This is a genomic window from Rivularia sp. PCC 7116 (assembly GCF_000316665.1).
Taxonomy (GTDB): domain Bacteria; phylum Cyanobacteriota; class Cyanobacteriia; order Cyanobacteriales; family Nostocaceae; genus Rivularia.
The window spans coordinates 8472480-8489834 of record NC_019678.1; the positions used below are offsets into that span (position 1 = coordinate 8472480).

General features: G+C 37.8%; 17 protein-coding genes and 1 pseudogene. 6 read left to right on the forward strand and 12 right to left on the reverse strand.

Annotation, left to right across the window (positions count from 1 at the left end; all coding sequences use genetic code 11):
* Nucleotides 1-23: 23 nt before the first annotated feature.
* The 8 genes from RIV7116_RS32470 to RIV7116_RS32505 all read right to left on the reverse strand — a co-directional run bounded on the left by RIV7116_RS32470 (nt 24) and on the right by RIV7116_RS32505 (nt 7272).
* Nucleotides 24-284, reverse strand: a complete 261-nt coding sequence (locus tag RIV7116_RS32470; protein ID WP_015122591.1) for a DUF6171 family protein — start codon at nt 282-284, stop codon at nt 24-26.
* A 292-nt stretch (nt 285-576) separates the two neighbouring features.
* Nucleotides 577-1401: a hypothetical protein gene (locus RIV7116_RS32475; protein WP_015122592.1), complete on the reverse strand. Its 825-nt coding sequence runs from the start codon at nt 1399-1401 to the stop codon at nt 577-579.
* Nucleotides 1402-1789: 388 nt separating this feature from the next.
* A complete protein-coding gene (locus tag RIV7116_RS32480; protein ID WP_015122593.1) occupies nt 1790-2062 on the reverse strand; it encodes a hypothetical protein in 273 nt (90 codons plus the stop codon).
* A 295-nt stretch (nt 2063-2357) separates the two neighbouring features.
* Nucleotides 2358-3410, reverse strand: coding sequence for a WD40 repeat domain-containing protein (locus tag RIV7116_RS32485; protein ID WP_015122594.1), 1053 nt, complete (start codon nt 3408-3410; stop codon nt 2358-2360).
* A 136-nt stretch (nt 3411-3546) separates the two neighbouring features.
* Entirely contained in the window at nt 3547-4515 is a 969-nt protein-coding gene (locus RIV7116_RS32490; RefSeq protein WP_015122595.1) for a GTP-binding protein, read from the reverse strand.
* A 550-nt stretch (nt 4516-5065) separates the two neighbouring features.
* Nucleotides 5066-5986, reverse strand: coding sequence for an alpha/beta fold hydrolase (locus RIV7116_RS32495; protein ID WP_015122596.1), 921 nt, complete (start codon nt 5984-5986; stop codon nt 5066-5068).
* Between the two features lie 142 nt (nt 5987-6128).
* A complete protein-coding gene (locus RIV7116_RS32500; RefSeq protein ID WP_015122597.1) occupies nt 6129-6560 on the reverse strand; it encodes a SufE family protein in 432 nt (143 codons plus the stop codon).
* Between the two features lie 352 nt (nt 6561-6912).
* Nucleotides 6913-7272, reverse strand: a complete 360-nt coding sequence (locus RIV7116_RS32505; protein WP_015122598.1) for a hypothetical protein — start codon at nt 7270-7272, stop codon at nt 6913-6915.
* A 475-nt stretch (nt 7273-7747) separates the two neighbouring features.
* Here RIV7116_RS32505 and dapB point away from each other — a divergent pair, with 475 nt between their 5' ends.
* Together dapB and RIV7116_RS32515 are read left to right on the forward strand one after the other, a co-directional pair.
* On the forward strand, nt 7748-8578 hold the full coding sequence (gene dapB, locus RIV7116_RS32510; RefSeq protein ID WP_015122599.1) for a 4-hydroxy-tetrahydrodipicolinate reductase: 831 nt from the start codon (nt 7748-7750) through the stop codon (nt 8576-8578).
* A gap of 107 nt (nt 8579-8685) precedes the next feature.
* Nucleotides 8686-9396 (forward strand): annotated as a pseudogene (locus RIV7116_RS32515) (phosphate ABC transporter permease); the annotation flags it as partial.
* A gap of 449 nt (nt 9397-9845) precedes the next feature.
* On the opposite strand, the gene RIV7116_RS32520 reads toward RIV7116_RS32515, so the two are convergent.
* A complete protein-coding gene (locus RIV7116_RS32520) occupies nt 9846-10139 on the reverse strand; it encodes a KGK domain-containing protein (protein ID WP_015122601.1) in 294 nt (97 codons plus the stop codon).
* A 428-nt stretch (nt 10140-10567) separates the two neighbouring features.
* On the opposite strand from RIV7116_RS32520, the gene RIV7116_RS32525 reads away from it, so the two are divergent.
* The gene (locus RIV7116_RS32525) at nt 10568-11341 is read left to right on the forward strand and encodes a hypothetical protein (RefSeq protein ID WP_015122602.1); all 774 of its coding nucleotides are present in this window, start codon (nt 10568-10570) and stop codon (nt 11339-11341) included.
* Nucleotides 11342-11530: 189 nt separating this feature from the next.
* Nucleotides 11531-12373: an alpha/beta fold hydrolase gene (locus RIV7116_RS32530; protein WP_015122603.1), complete on the forward strand. Its 843-nt coding sequence runs from the start codon at nt 11531-11533 to the stop codon at nt 12371-12373.
* 95 nt (nt 12374-12468) lie between these two features.
* Here the strand turns inward: RIV7116_RS32530 and RIV7116_RS32535 are convergent, their stop codons facing one another.
* Nucleotides 12469-13680 carry an HhoA/HhoB/HtrA family serine endopeptidase gene (locus RIV7116_RS32535; RefSeq protein ID WP_015122604.1) on the reverse strand — a complete coding sequence of 404 codons (1212 nt, stop codon included), beginning with the start codon at nt 13678-13680 and terminating at the stop codon, nt 12469-12471.
* A 336-nt stretch (nt 13681-14016) separates the two neighbouring features.
* On the opposite strand from RIV7116_RS32535, the gene RIV7116_RS32540 reads away from it, so the two are divergent.
* A complete protein-coding gene (locus RIV7116_RS32540) occupies nt 14017-14388 on the forward strand; it encodes a metal-sensitive transcriptional regulator (protein ID WP_015122605.1) in 372 nt (123 codons plus the stop codon).
* Nucleotides 14389-14466: 78 nt separating this feature from the next.
* The gene (gene menH, locus RIV7116_RS32545; protein WP_015122606.1) at nt 14467-15270 is read left to right on the forward strand and encodes a 2-succinyl-6-hydroxy-2,4-cyclohexadiene-1-carboxylate synthase; all 804 of its coding nucleotides are present in this window, start codon (nt 14467-14469) and stop codon (nt 15268-15270) included.
* Nucleotides 15271-15352: 82 nt separating this feature from the next.
* On the opposite strand, the gene RIV7116_RS32550 is transcribed toward menH, so the two are convergent.
* Entirely contained in the window at nt 15353-16036 is a 684-nt protein-coding gene (locus tag RIV7116_RS32550) for a glycoside hydrolase family protein (protein ID WP_015122607.1), read from the reverse strand.
* 595 nt (nt 16037-16631) lie between these two features.
* A complete protein-coding gene (locus tag RIV7116_RS32555; RefSeq protein ID WP_015122608.1) occupies nt 16632-17291 on the reverse strand; it encodes an NAD(P)H-binding protein in 660 nt (219 codons plus the stop codon).
* Nucleotides 17292-17355: the final 64 nt, after the last annotated feature.

Here is a 17355-nt window from a genome sequence, read left to right on the forward strand (position 1 = left end):
TAAATATTCTTTATAACAGCAACTTACCATTTACCATCCGGACATTCGGAAGTTTCAATATTTGCCTTTACCAACATGAAACATCCACATAAAGTACAGCGCTTAGCTTCTGCATTATACTTTTCACAATTAGAACAAATTTCTAATCTTTCTTCGACTTTACTGTTGTGAGCAAGAACTCTATCCCCACACAATCCCTGTTTTGCTGTTTTAAAAGCTTCCGAAAAAAGGTTCTGCAACATTTTTGAGTTGCTTGGATAACTTGGTGGCGATGAATTGCTCATAATATTGCTCCTGCCATCTTAAAAAGAATTCCCAACAAATCATAACATCTCATTCTATTAATGGATGGGTTGAAGCCGGAGAAAGAGAAATTTTTTATTTTTATACAAAAAAATACTTAGATAGCAGTAATAATAGTGCCATCTTTAACTTTTATGATTGCTTAAAGTCCGATTAAATTTCAGATAATCTTGGTTAAGGTTACATTTTGCGCCAATAATTTAGAAGCGTAATCTATAGACATTAGCTCCCAGGCTAAACCTGGGAACTACAACATAATCAAATATGTTAGGTTTAATCAACCAAAAAACGAGTTACAGGGGTAAATTTAAAGAAAGCATACTCATACCATACAGTCCAGATAAAATCGCGAATCCAGGTATTACGCATTTCTGGACGAATTTGATAATCAAAAGAAGTATCGGTTGAGCCAACTCTAGTCATTGCATGGTTACAACCACAACCATGCTCTTGGAAAAACCCATGCTTGGAAGAGATACTTTGCACCATCAACTGAATGGGAAATACCTTTTGCCCGTGTAAAGAAGCATCCCAAGCCCGTGCATTTAACTTGTCTTCCTCAGAGAATCTGAGCGGACGAATTTCCGAAACTTCTTCTCTATAAACGGGAGCCAAATGTACGTGATAAAAAGAAGCTGGTAAATCGTAACCGAATTCTGCAAATAAAGCTTTGCCGATTTCGACAATTTGCTTGCGCTCGTTATACTCGTCTTCCTCTGGGGAAAGTTCTTTTTCGATTAGCTCAAAATCGGGATATCTATCGACATCGAAATCTTTGCCGTAAAAATCAAGAGCTTCCCAAGCCAAAGTACCAAAAATTTCACAAAAAGCAGGTTTTAAGTGCTGTAAGTTATCAGATTGATTGAATAAATCAACATCACCTTTAGACATCTTGTGAAGAAATAGCTGTGCCATTTTCACATAATCTTCGGTGTTAGAAAGCTTGGTGTTTGACTTACCTGTAAAAATATCTTGCCACGATTGGGGAAGTTGATTAACAGGTGTAGCTTGTTCCCCTTCGATTACTACAGATAATGATTTCTTGGAATTAACGACAAAATCTTGCTCAATAAGATTTGCAGTAGCTTGTGGTGTCATTTTGCTTTTCTCTCTTGAGTCAAATAATTTACAAATGATTGCCGCAAACAATCATAATCATTCTCGACAAGGTATTTATCGCTACCTTAATTAAAAGTAATATTGCAACAAAAATTGTAATTATTTTTGGTAATAAAATTTATTTTAGTTGGTTGTAAATAATCGCATAAAGTGTATTAATTATCTTTTTTAATATATGACTGCATGTCTTATTTAGTTAGATTTATCCAATTTTAAACAAGAATTAAAGATGATTATTATTGATAGCAATAATAGGTAAATATAATATATAGAAATTTTGATTTATCGGAAAAATCGATAAAGATTAAAAAACCCGGTTTTCTAAAAAGAACCGGGTTTATGATTTATTTAAAAGTTGTATTTAATTTTACAAAAGACCCGAAAATGGTAATTTACCTTGCAAAGGTGATTCAGCTCCAACGCAATAAGCACAATTACAGCCAAGATAGTCTCTAATAGGATTAGATTGATCTGCCTGATTCAAAGTCGCTAAGCCATGAACCGATTCTGCTGAGCTTGAATTAACATGTGTTTCTGCCGATGCTGTATCAATGGGGGATGCCGCTGCGGGATTTACGAAGAACAACATTGAAGCAATAACTAAAGGTGAAGCTAGTAAAACAAGTTTCGCGATTATCATAATTTATAGTTTATTTAGTTTACATTGTCCGCTTAAACCTATCATATCTTGAGAATTATCAAGTTAACAGGCGTTAAAATGTTAGATGGCAAAACATAATTACTGGTTCCGGGAATGTCTTTCATGATTGTTTTCAGGTGCAATTTGTCCATAATTAAGGGCTGTGACGAAACAAACACCACCGAAAATATTACCTAGTAGGGATGGCAAATCTTCCGAAATATTCATCCCAGGTAATTAATTACAATATTCTTAGAAAATAATTTTAACTATTATCCTGTTACTTTTTTGCTGTTTAATACTGCTTTCCCAAAATTAACAACTCGCCATTTTCTCCCCCTGCGGCAATTTTATTTGCTTGAGGATGCCAATCCATGCAGGTAAAACCATCGGCAACACCTGTAATAATTTGGGAAACTTCTTGAGCATCTTGCCACAAACATAACCAACCATCGTCACCAGCAGAAGCAAGTAAAAAGCTTTCAGGAGCAAAATCGATAGCTTGAATGATACCAGCATGATTTGTTAAAACAGCCCCTTCCCAATCGGAATCTTCACCCCCTTGCTTTTCCCACAACACTATTCCATCCATGCTAGAGCAAGCAAGTAAAGGCGCACCAGTATCGGAATTTATTTCTGACCATGCAACTTGACGTATTTTACCGGGAAAACCATGCATAATCCATGCTTGGGGGTCATCATCAGAAAATAATAATTCACTTTCTACAACAGCAATAGTTTTGTCCATGTTACCGGAAGCAAGATACTTTCCGTCAGCAGACCAAGCCATTGCTAAACTCGTGGAAGGAATATCTAAAATATATGGTTCGTCATTCCAGCTTTGAGTATTCCAAACTTTGACTCCGCGATGTCCGCCAATGGCAAGATATTTTCCATCATTTCGCCAATCAATACCCAGAGCAGAAGAATTATCAAAATCTAAATTGACAACCAATTTTTTTGAATCAGCATCCCAAACTTGTACCTTACGTCCCAAACTGAAAGCCAAATGATTGCATTTAGGACTCCAAGCGAGTTTATCAACCCAAGCAGAATTTTCTAAAGTTGTAATTAACTCATTTCCCTGCCAGATTTTTACTTGTCCATTTTGTCCGGCAGCAGCTAAGAATTTACCATCGTGGGAGAAAGCGACGCAATCAACAGACTCACCATTGCCAGATTGTAAAGTTGTTAAATTATTATTTTGCCAAAGTACAACTTCTCCAGCAGCAGAAGTTGCGGCTAAAACTTCACCTTCCGGCGAGAAAGTAATCGCGGTAACGTAATCCGAAAGAGTTTGCGATGAGATAAGGGAAAATTCCTGCGAGTTGACGGTAGATTGACTCATGGTGAAAAGGTTAAAGCTTAAAGGTAACAGGTCAAATGTTAGGAGTTAGGAGTGAGGAATTAAGAACTAGTATTTTAAACTTCTCCTTCTCCCCTTGTCTCCTTATCTCCCCATCCTCCCATGCCTAATTCCAAATCTACGCAACACAAGCTTTAAATTCTTCTCTCAACTTCGCTTCATCAAGATTACGTCCGATAAAAACGAGTTCATTCTTACGAGTTTCGCTTTCCTTCCAAGGTCGATCTGGTCTACCATCTAACAACATATGTACACCTTGGAATACAAAGCGGTTTTCTTCTCCAGCAATGCTCAAAATTCCTTTGGTACGGAAGATATCGGGACCTTGGGTTTGTAATAAATTACTCAACCACTTATCCAACTTATCACCATCAAGTTCGCCTTCTTCTACCAAAGCAATAGAATAAACGCTTTCATCGTGTTCGTGAGCGTCTTCACCCAAAAATTCGGGGTCAATTTCCAAAGCTCGATTCAAGTCAAACGCTTTTACACCAAGTAATGCATCCATTTCCAACTTCGCATCTTGGGTTCGATGAATTTTGGCGATCGCGTTCATTCCCCGAATCCTGTTTTCTAATTCTTCCAATTGCTCTGGGGAAACCAAATCTGTTTTGTTAATCAAAATTACGTCAGCGAAGGCGATTTGTTCTTGGGCTTCATCAGCATCCCAATGTTGCCAAATATGCTTGGCATCAACTACAGTCACCACAGCATCAAGTAATAATTGCTCGCGCATATCTTCATCAACGAAAAACGTCTGAATCACCGGTGCTGGATCGGCTAAACCCGTAGTTTCAATAACTAAATGGTCAAATTTATCGCGACGCTTCATTAAATTACCGATAATCCGCATCAAGTCACCGCGAACCGTACAGCAAATACAGCCGTTGTTCATCTCAAAAATTTCTTCATCAGTATCAATAACCAACTGATTATCAATGCCAACTTCCCCAAACTCATTAACTATTACCGCTACCTTCTTACCATGCTCATGAGTAAGAATACGATTTAATAAAGTTGTTTTTCCTGCTCCCAAATATCCAGTCAAAACTGTTACAGGTACTACCTTTGTTGCTGTATTAACCATATTATTCTAGTAATGCTTATTTAATGAATGTTTGACAGACACAAATAATATACAAAAAAAATCGATGTTGCTTCCAACGATGTATAAAATTTGTTAGCTATATAACCAAGTTGTGTAGAGATTAGCATTGTCAAATCAACAAGCAATGCTCTCATTTTTTTGTTTTATAAATTAATAGTCGTTTATCAGCAAGCGACATCAGTACAAATTCAAAAATTTATTTTATTTTTTTCTTTATTTATTAGACTCTTAGACTCGTTAGGCTCAGTTCCTAATTTGTAGGGTGCTGTGACATTTTAACTAATGCACGAAGGTAATAATAAGGCTTGTAGTGTCACCAGGAAAACATTAATGGTTTGTTAGCGAAGCGTGTCCGATAGGACATAGCCCCCGGATTTATCCGTGGATGTCATTTTAGGTTTTGTCGAAGCCCCTAAATTTATTTATGGGGCATTAATTACGAATTACGAATTACGAATTACGAATTACGAATTATATTCACGCACCACCCGAGTTTTGTGACACTTATCAAGTCTTGTTTATTAAGCTGTCAACGATTCACGGTAGCTCCTAAAAAAGGCAAAATTTCCTCAGCAATTATATCTGGATATTCTTCATGCATACCTAAAGAGCCTTCAAGTACAAGGCTTTCAACTCCTGGTAAATTTGCGATGGCTTCCATTTCTTCCCGTGACGATCTAGGAGAAGATTTCGCGATAACCAACATAACCGGTACCGATATCTTTCTAACTAATCCCAGTAAATCGCTTCTTCTGGTGACAAGATCCAAACAACCAGTTACAAACGCCGCAGGAGCAAATCTTCCTCCAGGCTGCTGGGTACTTTCCCATTTATCTTGGATAAAATTCGGAGTTAATTTTTCAGCATCGACGTAAACGTGACGACGATACATGAACTTTAAAAACGATGGCAAAGTATTCAGTTTATAAAGAATTTGACCAATTATTGGTAATCTAACTACTTGCTTAACCAAGTTCCTGATTATTCCATTCACACCCATAACAGCTAAAGGTCCGCGCCAAGTTGGTGCTACAAGAACTATCCGAGAAAACACTTGAGGATATTTGCTTGCTAACCATAAAACGTAAGGGGCGCTATGACCTGCCGCAATCACAGAAACGGGTTTTTTTTCAAAAGTAGTTAATACAAAATCTTCGATAAAATCTCTGTATAAAGCAGGACCATAATCGGCTTTAGGGCGACCGGAATCTCCAAAACCAGGAAAATCAACCGCTACTGCTTTATATTGATCGGAAATTTTTTTAGCAATTCCGCTCATTTCCGAACGCATGGAAACGGTACTGAATGCAGGAAAGAGCAATACAGGGGAACCTGCACCTAAAGATTCATAAACTATACGAAAATCTTGGTCTTCCCTATTCCATACAAATTGTCCTACCACTCCGCCCATCCTAGCGTTCGTTTCGATAGATGAGAAACCTGTCGTCATTCTGCCATTATTCCCGTCTGGTAATCAAAAATAAAAAGTCAAAAGTTAAAGGTTAAAGTTAGCACATGGTTTGATTAAAAAATGTAGCCTTCAGCCTAACTAACAGCCTTAATGTATCACCTATTTTGCAATTGGTTATAGCTTAATTTGAAACAGATTCTTGCGATTGCAATGCCTTTTTCTGCATAGTTGTAAAAATATTATAGAAACCATTAGCACGCGAAGGGGTCAAGCTGACATTCAAGCCGGTTTCTTGGATAAAATCAGGAGTCAGTTGAGCAATCTCGGTAGGTGTTGAGCCATTTAAGCCTTCAATTAGAAGTGCCAATAAGCCTTTAGTTAATTGTGAATCGGAATCGCCTTGAAAAGTGACTTGATTGTCATTGAAAGAAGCAGTCACAAACACCTGAGAAACGCAACCAGGAACTTTATTCTCAGGAGTTTTTTCAGAATCTGGAAATTCAGGAAGTTTTTGACCGTACCAAATTAGCTGTTCGTAGCGACGTTTAGGTTCAGTTGCACGTTGAAAGCGTTTAACAATTTTAGCAAGAGCCGGTGGTAAAGTATCGTTCATTATAAGTTTTTGACACAGAACTATAAAAACCTATCACTTTGAGTTTAAATTATCTCATAGCAATTAGGACAGTTCTCAATTACCAATTGCAAAAAACGAGTTGCCAAATTTTGACTAAAAGTTTTCTGTTCTCAACTCACTAATTGCTAATCGCAACTTTCGACTGCAAAAAAAAAGGCAGAAGCAATTAATCATATTACCTCTGACCTTTATTTTTATTTTCTTGCCAAAAGACCAAAGACTATTGAAACTAAAATCTTGCATAATTCTCAACAAGCCCTGCATAAACAAGGTTTCTGTTCATGAAATCAGAAATAAACCGGGTTTGTGGAAACTGCTGCAAGATATGTATTTATGTCATGGGAGGCAAACCTCGTATTTGCCGCAAAGCATTTAAGCAAGCCGGACAATCACAGCCAAACAAAGTAACGGAAGCATCACTTTCTTCGTCAGTAAATTCTAATTCAGGTACTTCGTTAGGAAGTAAACCTTTTTGTCCATTAACATTAGGTGTAGAATTTCTCCGTAGACGAGTACAACCCACACTAGGAGTTGCGACAGCTACAGTAGCTTTCCGTCCGCAAGTAAATTGTCTGGGCGTAGAATCAACTGTTTCGTTAGCGCTAGCTGGTTGAGTAAAAACCGCCATTGACACCATAGACGAAAACAATACCGGACTCGAAAGTAATGTAAGAAAAAATTTTTTGTTCATGTATCTGAGAACCGTTGTAACTAGCAAAGCTTTACGGCTTTTATTTTTTCACGTTCATGGATAGCTGCTCAGTCAATTTTATACATTGCTGACCGTATCTACCACATGACATAGAAATAGCCGTTTTTTAATAGAGAATATTAGGTAGGCAAGGAAAATAAGGAAGATAAGCTAAAAATAAGTTATAACCTTCAACCTAAAAAAAAACTTCACCCCGAATATTTTTTACACCTTAACAGTCCAAATGGAAGTGAAAACAGTTTAACGAGACATCTCACAACCAATCAAGACAAGAACTAATTTTATCGCAAGTTTAAATCATCGACTGCCAAAATATTAGCCAAGTTCCATAAACAGTTAACAGTGAGCAGTGAACAGTGAACAGTTAGGAGTTAGGAGTTATTAATTTTCTACCCCTTCTTCCCCAAAAACTAAACAGGGTCTACAATTCGTTTGTGGATTTCAAAGTAGAAATATGGCTAATCAAGGACCTATACCAGTTGTTGTTAATGGTGCTGCGGGAAAAATGGGTCGAGAAGTAATAAAAGCTGTATCGGAAGCACCCGATATGGATTTAGTAGGCGCAATTGATACAAGTCCCGAACATCAAGACAAAGATGCGGGAGAATTGGCTGGCTTGGGCGAAGCTCTAGAAGTTCCGATCACGAATCAAATGGAACCGATGCTGGCTTTTGCTTCCCAAGGAAAACAGCCAGGAGTTGTAGTTGATTTTACACACCCTGACTGCGTTTACGACAACATTCGTAGTGCGATCGCCTATGGGGTGCGTCCTGTGGTTGGAACTACTGGGTTAAGTCCAGAACAACTGAAAGATTTAGCAGATTTCGCTGATAAAGCTTCTACCGGATGCCTAATTATTCCTAATTTTTCTATTGGAATGGTACTACTTCAGCAAGCAGCAGTTACAGCATCGAAATATTTTGACCATGTTGAAATTATCGAGCTTCATCACAACCAAAAAGCAGATGCACCCAGCGGTACCGCAATAAAAACCGCTCAAATGCTGGGAGAATTAGGTAAAACCTACAACGAAGCTATAGTGAATGAAACGGAACACATAGCAGGAGCGCGAGGAAGTCAAGCCGATGAAGGAATTAGAATTCACAGCGTTCGCTTGCCAGGATTAATAGCCCATCAAGAAGTTATCTTTGGCGCATCCGGTCAAATTTATACTTTAAGACACGATACCAGCGATAGAACTTGCTACATGCCGGGGGTTTTATTAGCAATTCGTAAAATTCTTCAGCTAAAGTCGTTAGTATATGGATTAGAGAAGATTCTTTAAATTGAAATCTTAAGTTTAGAAACTCGGACACTTGTTATGAAGCGAAAAACTTTAACAACTTAGTGTCCTACAATCCAAAATCCAAAATCTAAAATCCAAAATCTAAAATGCTTGTCCCATTGACACGCGAGAAGTTTGAACAATTGATTCCCCTAATTGCAACTGGTTCGCAGTACAAATACTATTGGGGTAAATTTTCCGATTTATTACAGCGGTTATTAATATCTGTAATTATTGCGACTGTAATTTTACTTATAGAGGTAATTTTACGGCTTCCTTTAGGCCCAGTTGTATTTTGCTTCGGACTTGTAGGGGCACTTTACTGGTTATGGGGACCAGTACTATGGGCTAGCTTGCGAAATGCTAAACTCCGCCGTTACAAATACGCTGGTTTTTTTCGCGGCAGAGTCTTGGACTGGTGGGTTACAGAAGAGTTAGTTGGCACACAAGAAACAGTTAATAATAAAGGTGATTTAGTAATTGTAGAAAACCGAGAAAAACGAATTAACTTGGAAGTTGGAGACGAAAGCGGATTTACCGCTTTACTTAAAGCACCGTTAAAAAATTCTCACAAAATAATTCAATCCGGGCAGGTAGCAGAAATGCTGGTTATGTCCAACAATCCCGATTTAAGCAGAATCGAAGAAATAACTGATATATATATTCCCAATCGCAATTTATGGGTTAGCGATTATCCTGTTTTACGTCAAGATTTCTTTAATCAAGTAAGTCGCCGCGTTCGCGATGATAGAGAGGAAATACCTCGCAATCGTCGCCGTCGTCCACCTCAAGAAAGAAGTAGAGAAATTGATAGATATTATGACGACGAACGAGAAGCTTACCCCAGAGAAAGAAGTAGAGAAATTGACAGGTATTATGACGACGAGGGAGAACCATTACCCAGAGAAAGAAGTAGGGACGTAGACAGGTATTACGATGAAGATGAGCGCCAACCTTACCCTAGAGAAAAAAGTAGGGACGTAGACAGGTATTACGATGAAGACGAGCGCCAACCTTACCCTAGAGAAAAAAGTAGGGACGTAGACAGGTATTACGATGAAGACGAAAGAGAACCATTACCCCGAAAAAGAAATAGGGATACTCAAAGATACTACGATGACAGCGAGCGCGAATCTTATTCCCGAAAAAGAAGTAGAGACATTGAAAGAAGACCTACTTACGATGATGATGAATGGTAGCAGGAATTCAAAGTTAGGAATTATGAATGATAAATTTGACCTTTGAACTTCGACCTTTGAGTTCAAATTTATTCCAGTAATTCAGCAAGGTCTTCTAAAGGATATTCGGGTTCCTCGGCACAAAATTCAACACAAATTCTTACCTTTCCCTTTTTCCAGCCTCTAGCGCCTAACTTTAAAATTTCACAGTTAATACCTTCATCAAACAAGGATGCTTCTGGCATCTTAAAACTCATATATTTCTGTATAACTTCTAGCAATTCTAAAACTTTAAAAGTCGAAGAAATTTCCAAATTCCCAGAATCTTCAGCACTTATAGATATAACTTCGTTACGTTCCAATCGCTCGAACTGCTTTTCCATACCAGTTTTTTATACTTGAATAATCTGCTTTACCAAAAACAAATGGGGATATTTCCCGTTTTTTTAATTTATGAAGGTAGAAGTCGGTAGAAGGCTATTATATATCCTCAGCAATTATTTAGTCATACCAAATTGTCCAATATTCTGAAGTGATTACATTTACCTTTATCAATACTTTGCAATACTTTAGCTAAAGTATGAAGTTAAGATATTTAATAGTTTTCTGCAAAATGCTATCAACTATATGCAAGTTATTAAACTATCACATGACAAAAATTAATAAGTTATCTAAAATTACTAATTTATTAGCTGTTTTATACAAATAATCTTGTGTAAATATACAAACCATCACAAGGCTTAAATTCTATATTTTTATACCCCATCATGATTGAAATAATACTTTCAGTAATTAAGGTTTAAGAATTTAGATGTATTTAAATTTATTTATCAGCAGCACTATCAGCATAGTAGCAGTAACACTTGTATCATTTAGCGTATTGCAATGGTTTCATATTCCTGCTGGTAACTTTCTTGATTGGGTAATTGGTGGTGCTAGTTTTTGGTGGCTTTTGGTAATTGTTACCGTACCTTGGAATGTTCATTTCAAAGCAAAAGAAACTTTATTCGACGCAGAACAATCTATTCAAAAAGAAATTTCCGTAGATGAGAAACAATTAAAATACGTCAAGGTTTTAGTCAAACGTTCTTTAATAATTGCGATTTCTCTACATATAATATCTACAATCGGTCTTTATGCCTTAGCCGCAACTGGTATCAGTGCTGTTGGTTATATTAGTTCCGGTGCAGCGTTATTGTTGACGGGTTTGCGTCCAGCTATTAGCGCTTACGAATATTTATACGCAAGGTTAACAACTATTGGCAAAGAGCTAAAATATCCTCGCGAAGATATTGTAGAGTTACGCCATCGTTTCAGTACTGTTGAAGAAAAATTGTTTCTCATCGAAGAAGAACTTAAACCAGAAAATCTTGACTCCTTAACAGCAAAGCAAGAAGCTAATGCAAAAGAAACTCGTCAAGAAATAGCAACTATTAAGGCAACTATAGAAGAATTGCGAGCAACCAACAAAATCGACCACGAGCGCTTATCTAGAGAATCAAAGCAGGCGATCGCCCAACTTTCTACCGACGGACAATTTTTAGAACACGTGCGTGAAATTATTCGATTTTTCAAAGCTGCGTAATCTAATAATGTAGAGAGGTAGCAATGCTACGTCTCATAATCCTACGTCTGTGTAATCTAATTTTGTTAAAAGCATCGAAAAGCATATGCTAATTATGGGAGAAGTTTAATTTTTAGAACTTCTTCCGTTGTAATTCCCAATCTAGATTGGGAATTAATAACAAAAATATTTGCATCAGGCTTTTTGTTAATGTCTATAACAGAACACAAAATAACAGTAGATTCACTAGAATGGTTTTATCGACAAACAGAACCAGTAGGTAGAAGCGATTTACAACCAGTCCTAATGCTGCACGGCTTAGTTTCGCAAAGTTACAGTTGGCGAAATATCATGCCGGGATTAGCACAGCAAGGCAACAAGGTTGTTGCACCAGACTGGATTGGTTCCGGATTTTCAGCTAAACCAGAAAAAAGAGATTTTGCTTATACTCCCGAAGCATATATCAAAGCTCTAGATGCTTTCGTCGAAGCATTAGAACTTGAAAGTTTTTCTTTGGTAGTTCAAGGTTTTTTAGGTTCAGTCGGCTTGCAATACGCTTTACGCAATCCTGATAAAATAGCAAGTTTAATTATACTCAACACGCCAATTTCATCTACAGCTAAATTGCCGTGGAAAATTCAACAAATGGGTTTACCTTTAGCTGGGGAAATGATGACACAAGACCCCTTATTAGTTGACAGAACCCTAGAAGGCGGCTGCCGTTACGTAATTAAAGATAAAGATTTAGATATTTATCGCAAACCTTTTTTAAAAGCTTCTGCGACGGGAAGAAGTTTATTAGCAACAATTCGGAATTTGCAGTTAAAAGCTGCAATGGAAGAAATTGAATCTGGATTCAAAGAATGGCAAAAACCGATTTTGGTTCAATGGGGAAAAACTGACCCTTGGTTAAATGTAGAAATGGCAGAAAAATTTGTAGGTTCAGCACCTGATGCTCAAATAGTTAGAATCAACGATGTAGGGCATTATCCACAAGAACACCACCATGAAGCGATTTTGCAAGACATGAAGCCCTTTGTGCGAAGAAGTTGAAGAGGATGGGCATGGGGGATGGGGCATTGGGCATAGGGGGCAAAGAGATAAATAACTTACCAATCACCCATTACCCATTACCCATTACCAATTAATCAAGAAAAATCTTTCATATCAGCAGTACGTAATGATATTTGCTGAATGCGACTGCCTCTTCGGACTTTTAACTGCAAATTTTGACCTACACCGCTGTTCTCAACTATATTTAGTAACTCTTCGCCTTTAGTAATGGTTTTTCCATCGATTGCTAGAATTACATCTCCTATACGGATACCCGCCTTGGCTGCTGGAGAATTAGCTACAACTCTTCTTACCAAGATACCTTTGACTTCTGGTAATTGAATCGGAGAATTAGGATTAGCGTTGATACGTCGTGCTTGTTCGGGGGTTAAATCATCCATTGCTATGCCTATAAATGGATGAGCAACTCTTCCATTACGCTGCAATTCGCTACTGATTTGCTTGGCTTTATCGATAGGAATTGCAAAACCAATACCCATCGCATCGGCACGAATAGCAGTATTTATACCGATAACTTCGCCTCTATCGTTTAATAAAGGACCGCCAGAATTTCCGGGGTTAATGGCTGCATCGGTTTGAATAAATTCCAAACGCTTAGAAGAAATACCAACTTGAGAGCTAGGACGCTTCAAAGTACTGACAATCCCCAAAGTCACCGTATTATCGAAACCCAAAGGATTTCCCACGGCGATCGCCCAGTCTCCAACCTGGACGTTGCTGGATGAACCCAAGGTTGCAACCGGTAAATCCCCACCAGCGTTAATCTTCACAACTGCTAAATCAGTGACTTCATCCGCACCTTGGACTTTACCTTCAAACTTACGACCATCTTTGAGACGAACTGTTACTTTATCAGCTTTATCAACTACGTGAGCATTGGTTAAAACCAATCCGCTTTTGTCGATAATGAAACCAGAACCTAAACCGCGTAATTCTTCTGGAGGCAAGTTTCTAGGTAAATCGCCGAAAAATCTCCGAAAAAATGGGTCTTCCGTAAAAGGTTCGGGAAGACGACGGCTCACAGTGCGCTCTGTATCGATACGAACTACTGCCATCCCAACTCTATTCACCGCTGCCGTAACAAAACTACTACTACCAATAACAGCACCAGCATTTGAAGGCTTCTGTGCTACCAATTGCGATGAGTCAACCAATGCAGTCGGTGCCGGTTCTGCTTGAGAAGGTAACACTAAAAGAGTATTACCACCGAGCAAGACTCCCATAATAATTGCTAATAAATGCGTACTTAGTTGTCTTATAGACTTAGGAAAATTTGTAAATTTCATTACCAAGACCGTTTTCAGCCTGATTGTTAGTTATTCTTGACAATTTTGCGTGAAGCTACTGAAAACATTATGCTTTCAATAGTCGTAAATTTAGACGTTTTCCGTCATCTTCAAGTTTCGTTTATTTAAGCTCTAATGCTTAGTGATAGGGCGTTAAACAAACTTTAGCTGCGATTCAATTTATTAATGATATTAGCAAAAATTAGGCTTGTATTTTTTTCCCTGAGAAAGCGAATTAGCCCAATATCACCAGGGATTGAGATTGCAAATACCCCATCGGAGTGTTTGCTCTTTGCGTTAGGATTATAATTACTGCCTCCACCCCAACAACACCACATGAATGGAACATCAAAGCAAAACGAGCCGATACTGAGTGACAGTAATGATACTAAAATTTCAGAACCCAACCACAATCATACGCATTCAACCCACGATCACGTTCATAGCGAAGAGTCTTTAAGAAAGATAGTTAATCGCCTATCGCGGATAGAAGGTCATATTAGAGGAATAAAATCGATGGTGCAGCAAAATACTCCTTGTCCTGATGTTTTGTTGCAGATTGCTGCTGTTAGAGGTGCAATAGATAAGGTAGCGCGGATTGTTTTAGACGAACATCTAACGGAGTGCGTTGCTAGAGCGGCAAAAGATGGCAATATCGATGCTGAAATGGAAGAATTAAAAGCAGCTTTAGATAGATTTTTGCCTTAAAAATAATTGAAGATTTAAAATTAAGCTGAATCAGTCATTCTAATGGTATCTATATTATTAATAAATTAGATAGCTTCAATGAGTTTTCATAAATATATATTTCATTATCGTTTCAGTGGTAAATCGGATAAACCGCTGATTCTTTTTTTACACGGTTTTATGGGAAATATTCACGAATTTGATGAAGCGATATCTTTATTAACAGATGAGTTTTATTGTTTAAATATCGACCTTCCGGGGCATGGGAAAACTAAAATTTTAGATGATGATTGCTATAAAATGCCGAAAATTGCCGATGCATTAATCAATTTATTAAATGAATTACAAATTGAACGGTGTTTTTTAATTGGATATTCTATGGGTGGAAGATTAGCTTTATATTTAACATTAAAATTTCCTCAACGTTTCCATAAAATTATTTTAGAATCTGCTTCCCCCGGTTTAATCACGGATAGAGAAAGACTAGAAAGAGTTAAACGGGACGAACAGATAGCTAGAAAGTTAGCCAGAAGTGTTGAAAAAGATGATTTCAGAAAATTTTTAGATAATTGGTACAATCAGCAGATTTTTGGCAATATCAAAAATCATCCGCACTTTGAGCAGATGATAGAAAATCGCCTACAAAATAATCCTAAAAAATTAGCCAAGTCCCTGCAGTTAATGGGTACGGGAGTTCAACCATCTTTATGGGATAAGTTAAAGGAAAACAAAAAACCCATACTTTTGCTAGTAGGAGAAAACGATAGCAAGTTTGTTGAAATAAATAGAAAAATGTTTGCAGTTAATCAATTGTGTAAATTAAAAATCATTAAAAAGGCGGCTCATAACATTCATTTAGAGAATACATTCATATTTATCGAAAATATTCGCAATTTTTTTTAACTGTAACAATACACGAGCAGACTTTATTTGAAAATACTGATTGCGATATAAACAATAATCACCAAAGCTCATTGATAACAGATTATTCGCTAACTTGACTCACCGCGCTTAATTCTTCTTTCAAAACCTTCCGGTAGATTCTCGGTAAACTACTACTTATGGAATTGGTTTCTATGCCATAACCCAAACTTGTCCAAGTAGGAGAAAGTGTCTTTAAAACTTTATTTATTTTCCCTTCTCGCAACAACTGAGGAATGTTGACTCCCCATTCCTTAGAATCATTCAACCAACTATGAACCACTTGGTCTTGATATTGGGGTTCAAAACTGTAGGTAGCCCAAAACATCATCGGCATCGGCTGTTCTGGATGATAGCGTTTGGCAATATTAAACCAAGTAGTATTAATAACCTGATATCTTCCGGCTGCTGTAGAACAATTTCCCTTGTTCGGTCCAATGGGAATTGTGACGCATTTTTCCGGATGGCGACTTAAATCGCTAACGTGTTCCCCACCATACAAAATTGAGTAGGGACGCTTACTATTAGCTTCACTTGCGGAAATAGTTCTCATCAAAGCCCGTATATAAGGGTCTCCTCCCTCCATAATTAGAGGTGGCTGTCTTTTTTGAAATACCGGATCGCTATTCGGCTCAAGGCTGCCGTGAATATACCACTGAAACATACAGACAAAGGCAAGAAGGGCGGCTACAGGTCCGATAATTTTTTCAATGCCTTTGAAATGAAAACCTTTAAGAGTTTGACTCATCAATATTAATTAAAATAGCCACGTAATAGATAACAACAAAAATAGATAGAACTATTCCGGCAAAGTAAAATTTTAATTAAACCGGATTGTCGAACAAGTTTAATTCTAGCAACGATTATTTTTAAGCGACTAAGGAAAGAGCGGGGAGATGGGGATAAGTAGTTAAATATAATTAATTACACAGAAGTTTTCAAATTTGTTTCACAACGCTTAGATCCCCCCTAACCCCCCTTGAGAAGGGGGGAATTGCAATTAAAGTCTCTCTTTTACTCCCACTCCGCTTATTAGATTATCTAAAATTGTAGGTTGGGTTGAGGAACGAAACCCAACACCAGCGTTGGGTTATGTCCTATCGGACACGCTTCGCTAACACGACCTTCAACCCAACCTACGTCATAGGAAATCTTCTACCAGGAAGGGAGTAATGGGGGGATTGCAATTAAAGTCTCTCTAAAGAAGGGGGATTTAGGGGGATCTTACGAAATGTGTGTACACCGTATGGGTAAGGATCTTGACTTGCTACTTCTAACCTTTTCCAACGCCCAATGCCCCATTTCCAATGCCAATTACCAATTACCCATTACCAATTACCAAATTAAGCTACTGCTGCAAATAATTCTGCAAAACTTTTCGCCGCAGCGTCTTCTTTAGAAACAATTTCTACAATTTTATTTCGCGAAGCTGGTTCAAAAAGTGATTCGACACAAACTTGGGCTACCTTTTGACGGGGAATACTGCCATCAAACAACGTATCTGCACTTTGCATAACGATGGGATTGCTGTTGTCTTCATTCTTTAATCCACCGGGACGTACTATTGTATAGGTTAAACCGCTTTTTTGAATGTATTCCTCTGCTTGTTTTTTCCAAACCAAAATCAGCCAGAATAAATTTAGTGGATGGAACAACTTAGAAGTACATAAAGAAGAAACAAATGCAAAATGTTCTATACCTTTAGCTTTTGCAGCATCCACCAAGTTTTTTGTCCCTTCGTAATCTACCTTATAAGGTGCGGTGGGATCGAAACCGGGTGCTGCACCGGTTGCACATAACAGCACTGTGCTATCTCCTAAAGCAGCAGATAAAGACTCTGGTTGCAAAACATCACCTTGCACTAAGTCCACATCAGCAGGCAAAATACTCCTAGCTTTATCTAAATCTCTTACTAATGCACGAACCGGAATTTCACGCGCCATCAACTCTTGCACAATCCGTCTACCCGTCTCACCTGTTGCCCCTGCTACAAAAGCTTTCATGATAATTCTCTACCACCGGAAACATATATCATCATTCTTTCTTCTCTATTGTAGAGATTAGGTG